Source organism: uncultured Kluyvera sp., assembly GCF_902485085.1.
GTDB lineage: Bacteria > Pseudomonadota > Gammaproteobacteria > Enterobacterales > Enterobacteriaceae > Kluyvera > Kluyvera ascorbata.
Window position 1 is genome coordinate 1 of record NZ_CABTJS010000032.1, and the last position, 4505, is coordinate 4505.

Below are 4505 nucleotides of genomic sequence, written 5' to 3' on the forward strand. Positions count from 1 at the left end.
CACCTGGCACGGCTGGGACGGAAGTCGCTGTCGTTCTCAAAATCGGTGGAGCTGCATGACAAGGTCATCGGGCATTATCTGAACATAAAACACTATCAGTAAGTTGGAGTCATTACCTGACTGGCGTTAGGAAAATAACCAATTGAGTCATGGTGCTAAATGAAAAATGTTATTGTTTTTTTTAACTTCCAACCATGCAAAGTGATCTCCATCTTTGATGGCATTACGTCTATACGACAAGAATACCCAAATGGTGAGGAGACTTTTCTTCAAATTATGTCGGCAAATTTCCCTTCCCTGACAGGTGACCATGGGGTTGTGCATGTGGCTTCAGACAGAGAACTGAGTACTCAGGAAATTTTAGATGCAGCCAAAAAATTCTTATAATGCTTCCGTTATGCATCAATGATGGGTTATGAAGAACCCCAGTTCTCTGATTCGCATTTATTCCCGAATTATGGAAACCCGCCTCGGCGGGTTTTTACATTGATTTTCCATTATCACCTGTACATAATGTCAGTGTCAGCCTGAACAACTGACAGCCTTATGCGCCACGGAGAACCCCATGGCGCACGAACTACAGCTAATCAAGCAGTCCCCAGGAATCCTGATCTCCGCGACGCCAGAGACCAGAGAATTACTGCAATCCAAATTCAAGCTCGGCGATGTGTTAGTGGCCGAGTTCAAGCGGGTTCGTAACCCGGCCTTCCATCGACGCTTCTTCGCGCTGCTTAACCTCGGCTTCGAATACTGGGAACCTACCGGCGGCGCTATCTCGTCCAACGAGCGCAAACTGGTGACCGGGTTCGCTAATTTCCTGTCGACGTACGGCGGCAGCGCAAACGCCCTGCAGGACGCCGCTGAGCATTACCTCGAGCAGGTAGCTGGGCGACGCGTCACAAACGGCATCAGCCTCTGCAAATCATACGAAGCGTACCGGGCCTGGGTCATCGTCGAAGCCGGGCATTACGACACCATCAAACTGCCTGACGGTTCACTCCGCAAACACCCCCGTAGCATCTCCTTCGCGAATATGGGCGAAATCGAGTTCCAGCAGCTCTACAAGGCCGCGCTTGATGTCCTCTGGCACTGGATATTGTCCAAGCCATTCCGTACGCAGGATGAGGCTGAGAACGCCGCTGCGCAGCTGATGAGCTTTGGGGGATGATACCGATGAAATACAGCTGGTTCCATCACACCGAATGCACCACCGAGCAGGCCGACGAGCTGGTGGCTAACTACCAGCGCCGCGGCGTCAAAGTCGAGCGCAGCCTGAATTGCGACAACATCACCTGGACCATCAGCGCGCAGCTGCCGGAAGGCGACAAAGCGCCGCGCCCGAGCCGTGTCTGGCAAAACAAGGCGTGGGGGTGAGCATGGCTAAGCTACCGCGCCGTAAGTGCGCCAACAAAGAATGCCGCCAGTGGTTCCACCCGACACGCGACACGCAAACCGTGTGCGGTTACGAGTGCGCCAGCGCATACAGCAAAGAACAGACCAGAAAAGCCCGGGAGGATGCGCAGCGAAAGGAAGTGAAGCGTCAGCGCCAGGAGGCGAAAGAACAGCGGGCGCAGCAGGCCGAACGTCGCCAAGCGGTGAAGCCACTCAGCCACTTCGTTAAGCAGGCGCAACAGGCATTCAACGAATTTATCCGGTACCGGGATCGGCATCTTCCGTGCATCAGCTGTGGTCGCCACCATGACGGGCAATACCACGCAGGGCATTACCGCACCACCGGCGCTAACCCTGAGTTGCGCTTCAATGAGGACAACTGCCATCGCCAGTGCGCCCCCTGTAATAACCATCTCTCCGGCAACCTGACGGCCTACCGCCCGGCGCTGATCGCCAAAATCGGCCAAGCCCGCTTTGATGCCCTGATGGGCCCGCACGAATTACCGAAATGGAAGCGCGAGGACTACATCCGTATTCGCGATGAGTACCGCGCAAAACTCAAAGAACTGAAACAGCTGGAGGCGGCGTGAATACTCAATACCTGGAATATGTGCGGCAGCAGCTGATTGTGGCCACTGCCGATCTGAGCGGGGCGACGAAAGGGCAGTTAATGGCCTGGCTGGAGAACGCGCAGTTCGACACGAAAACCTTTAAGCGTAAAAAGCCTCGAGTGCTTGATGAGGTAACCGGTGAAATGGTTACGCTGGATAACCCGCCGATCCCTAGCAAACAGTCGCACGCCAAGGGCTCTCATATCCCGCTGGTTCAGCCGGTAGAGTTTGCAACCGCATCCTGGCGCCGCGCGCTGCTGTCGCTCGAAGAGCATCAGAAGGCGTGGCTTCTATGGAACTACAGCGAGAACACCAGTTGGGACCACCAGGTGGCAATAACGCAATGGGCCTGGGCTGAGTTCAGCCAGCAACTGGAAGGTAAGCGGGTGGCAGGCAAAACGATGGAGCGACTGAGGAAGCTAATCTGGCTGTCGGCGCAGGATGTGAAAGCGGGGCTGGGCGGACGTGAGACATACGAGTACCAGGCGCTGGCAGAATTGGTGGGCGTGACACCAAAGAACTGGTCAGAGACGTTTACCGATCGCTGGATGGAGATGAAGCGAATCTTCATGAGCCTCGACATTGTGGCTTTATTGCAAGTAACGCGATCACGTTCACAACAAAAGGCGACAAATTCACACCAAAACATTGCAAAACTGGATTGAAACGCATATATTTCATGTAAATCTGATATTGTGCCATTGTTGTATGCACTGGCAGTAAATGATTTTAAGGAGCCTCGCCATCGTGCGGGGCTTTTGCGTTTCTGGAGGATGTATGCCCAAGCAGGAAAATCATCAGCCTCATTTTTATAATCCAGGGCTAACACCTGAACAGCTTGAAGACTGGTTGGGGCAGCAAAGACTGTACCTGGCACGCTTCAACATTTTGGGAAAAGAAAAGGCCGCTCTTGAAGAGCGGCTCAATGAAATTTCTGCAGAATTAGAGCAGATGTCTGCTAATGGCTTTGAAGGAAAACTGAGTTTCCCTTGGGATCCCAGTCCTCATCTGAAAAGTCCTCTAGTGGATAAGCAATAGGCTCAGGTATGCGCACCGACTCCATAAAGACCTTTGCATCTGGTGGGATTGCGTCTGAACGGAACATTTCTGCAATGATAAAGAGTGAGTCATTTAAAGAAAGAGTTCTGATCTCTGCCAAATTCCACTTTGTTTTTAGAAAAATTATGTGATGAAGTGCTTTTTCATTTTCAAGTGGAACGAAAACGGAGCCATATTCATTTCTGTGTGCCGCTAGTATGCATTCTAGTGTAAATATTTGCGCAATACGGTTCCATACTTGCCTTGCCTGATAACTGCCTGAGCCAGTGAGAGAGGGAATAGGTATGTTGTTGTTTTGGCAAACTCTTAGTTTTATTGCCTGAAGAAGATCCGAATAATTGCTCATAAATTTTCCCGAATTGAATTGTTACATTTGGCGATTTAACAATATCAAGCATAGGGTTATGTCGCTAGTCTCATGGGCTGGTTCTTCTTGTAGCCCTTGCGTTTGCCGGGGCTTTTACGTTTCTGGAGGGTAAGAAAATGCACCAGTAAAGCGGATAGACTGCAGCCGAAAGGCAAAGCAGCAGTCATGATGCTGCCCTGAGTCGCCATTGAGCGGGCCTGTGTAGCGATGGGTTAAGGTTCCTATATCAAAACTAGCTCCGGTAGAGCAGCGCGAAAGCCAGACGCGCACCGGTTATCAGCGGCGATAAAGCGACAGCACCTCAAGGGCATGAGCGTGGCCACTCCGGGTAGTGGCAAAATCATTGCAACGGACAGGGTGTTGAGGCCAAAGCCGCCCGTAAGACCTGGTACACACCACCCCGGCAGGCAGCGCCCTGTCCATTGCGGTGAAAGAAAATATCGGCTAACACCCGGCCAATAACTCAGCGGCACGTAAGTCCTGATTGGAGTTAAGCGAGAGATGGGCGCTCGCCACCACAATACATTGACGCGATTTATGAAAATGTTTTACGTTATTGATGCAGTGAATCCCCCTTTGCGGCGGGGCGCTCAGTCAAAACTGATAATGTTCAAATGCTCGCGCGAGGCAGTTCGACTGGCTGACTCACCGGGAGGCACCCGGCACTGCATCTTATTCACAAAGCCTCGTTTCGGGTTTTTTTAGTAAAAAAAAACCCGCATCAGAGTGCGGGTTATCAGAATTATTTGATAAATGGACACCGAGCCAGTCTTACGACTTTCGGTGTATCAAATGATATTAATTTATTAGATATTTGTAAATAATCCACATCCATAAGGGCTGCGCTTCTGCGTGGCCTTTTTCTTTTTCAGGCTTCGGGAAAACTCCTCGACGCGTGTTGTTGTTAAATCAGCCCGAGAGCCTGAATCCTTTACAAGCACACAGCGCCATCCGAATTATCCGGAGGTGAGGCTATGACCCGAATGAGCACAATTTACAGCAGACTTTCATATGGGACGGGAACCGCGTTGACTGGCTGCGGTGTCTCTGCAAAGGCCCATGCCGAAATAACTAAA

At 51.4% G+C, this 4505-nt stretch carries 8 protein-coding genes and 1 pseudogene; 8 read left to right on the forward strand and 1 reads right to left on the reverse strand.

All coding sequences use genetic code 11. From position 1 onward, the window contains the following. From RDN66_RS05060 to RDN66_RS05090, 7 genes are all read left to right on the forward strand, one after another. On the forward strand, positions 1 to 102 hold a 102-nt coding region (locus RDN66_RS05060), incomplete at its 5' end, for an IS1 family transposase (protein WP_000496773.1). Between the two features lie 57 nt (positions 103 to 159). Further along, positions 160 to 387, forward strand: a complete 228-nt coding sequence (locus tag RDN66_RS05065) for a hypothetical protein (protein ID WP_308537622.1) — start codon at positions 160 to 162, stop codon at positions 385 to 387. Positions 388 to 565: 178 nt separating this feature from the next. Beyond that, positions 566 to 1168, forward strand: a complete 603-nt coding sequence (locus tag RDN66_RS05070; protein ID WP_202217834.1) for a DUF1367 family protein — start codon at positions 566 to 568, stop codon at positions 1166 to 1168. Then, complete coding sequence (locus RDN66_RS05075) at positions 1168 to 1374, forward strand: hypothetical protein (protein WP_374043984.1); 207 nt, start codon at positions 1168 to 1170, stop codon at positions 1372 to 1374. The genes RDN66_RS05070 and RDN66_RS05075 overlap by 1 nt, the downstream gene beginning before the upstream one ends. 2 nt (positions 1375 to 1376) lie before the next feature. Then, positions 1377 to 1982, forward strand: coding sequence for a recombination protein NinG (locus tag RDN66_RS05080; RefSeq protein ID WP_202217836.1), 606 nt, complete (start codon positions 1377 to 1379; stop codon positions 1980 to 1982). After that, positions 1979 to 2668 carry a bacteriophage antitermination protein Q gene (locus RDN66_RS05085; RefSeq protein WP_308537623.1) on the forward strand — a complete coding sequence of 230 codons (690 nt, stop codon included), beginning with the start codon at positions 1979 to 1981 and terminating at the stop codon, positions 2666 to 2668. The genes RDN66_RS05080 and RDN66_RS05085 overlap by 4 nt, the downstream gene beginning before the upstream one ends. 112 nt (positions 2669 to 2780) lie before the next feature. Beyond that, entirely contained in the window at positions 2781 to 3041 is a 261-nt protein-coding gene (locus RDN66_RS05090; protein WP_086812868.1) for a PanM family protein, read from the forward strand. Here the strand turns inward: RDN66_RS05090 and RDN66_RS05095 are convergent. Next, positions 2962 to 3408 (reverse strand): hypothetical protein, encoded by a 447-nt coding sequence (locus RDN66_RS05095; RefSeq protein WP_086812867.1) that lies wholly within the window; start codon positions 3406 to 3408, stop codon positions 2962 to 2964. The genes RDN66_RS05090 and RDN66_RS05095 overlap by 80 nt on opposite strands. A 995-nt stretch (positions 3409 to 4403) precedes the next feature. Here RDN66_RS05095 and RDN66_RS05100 point away from each other — a divergent pair. Further along, positions 4404 to 4505: pseudogene (locus RDN66_RS05100) on the forward strand (holin); the annotation flags it as partial.

Excerpts from the sequence above, each read along its gene's own strand:
- RDN66_RS05065 (WP_308537622.1), top strand. The coding sequence starts at position 160 with ATGAAAAATGTTATTGTTTTTTTTAACTTCCAACCATGCAAAGTGATC.
- RDN66_RS05070 (WP_202217834.1), top strand. The coding sequence starts at position 566 with ATGGCGCACGAACTACAGCTAATCAAGCAGTCCCCAGGAATCCTGATC.
- RDN66_RS05080 (WP_202217836.1), top strand. The coding sequence starts at position 1,377 with ATGGCTAAGCTACCGCGCCGTAAGTGCGCCAACAAAGAATGCCGCCAG.
- RDN66_RS05090 (WP_086812868.1), top strand. The coding sequence starts at position 2,781 with ATGCCCAAGCAGGAAAATCATCAGCCTCATTTTTATAATCCAGGGCTA.
- RDN66_RS05095 (WP_086812867.1), bottom strand. The coding sequence starts at position 3,408 with ATGAGCAATTATTCGGATCTTCTTCAGGCAATAAAACTAAGAGTTTGC.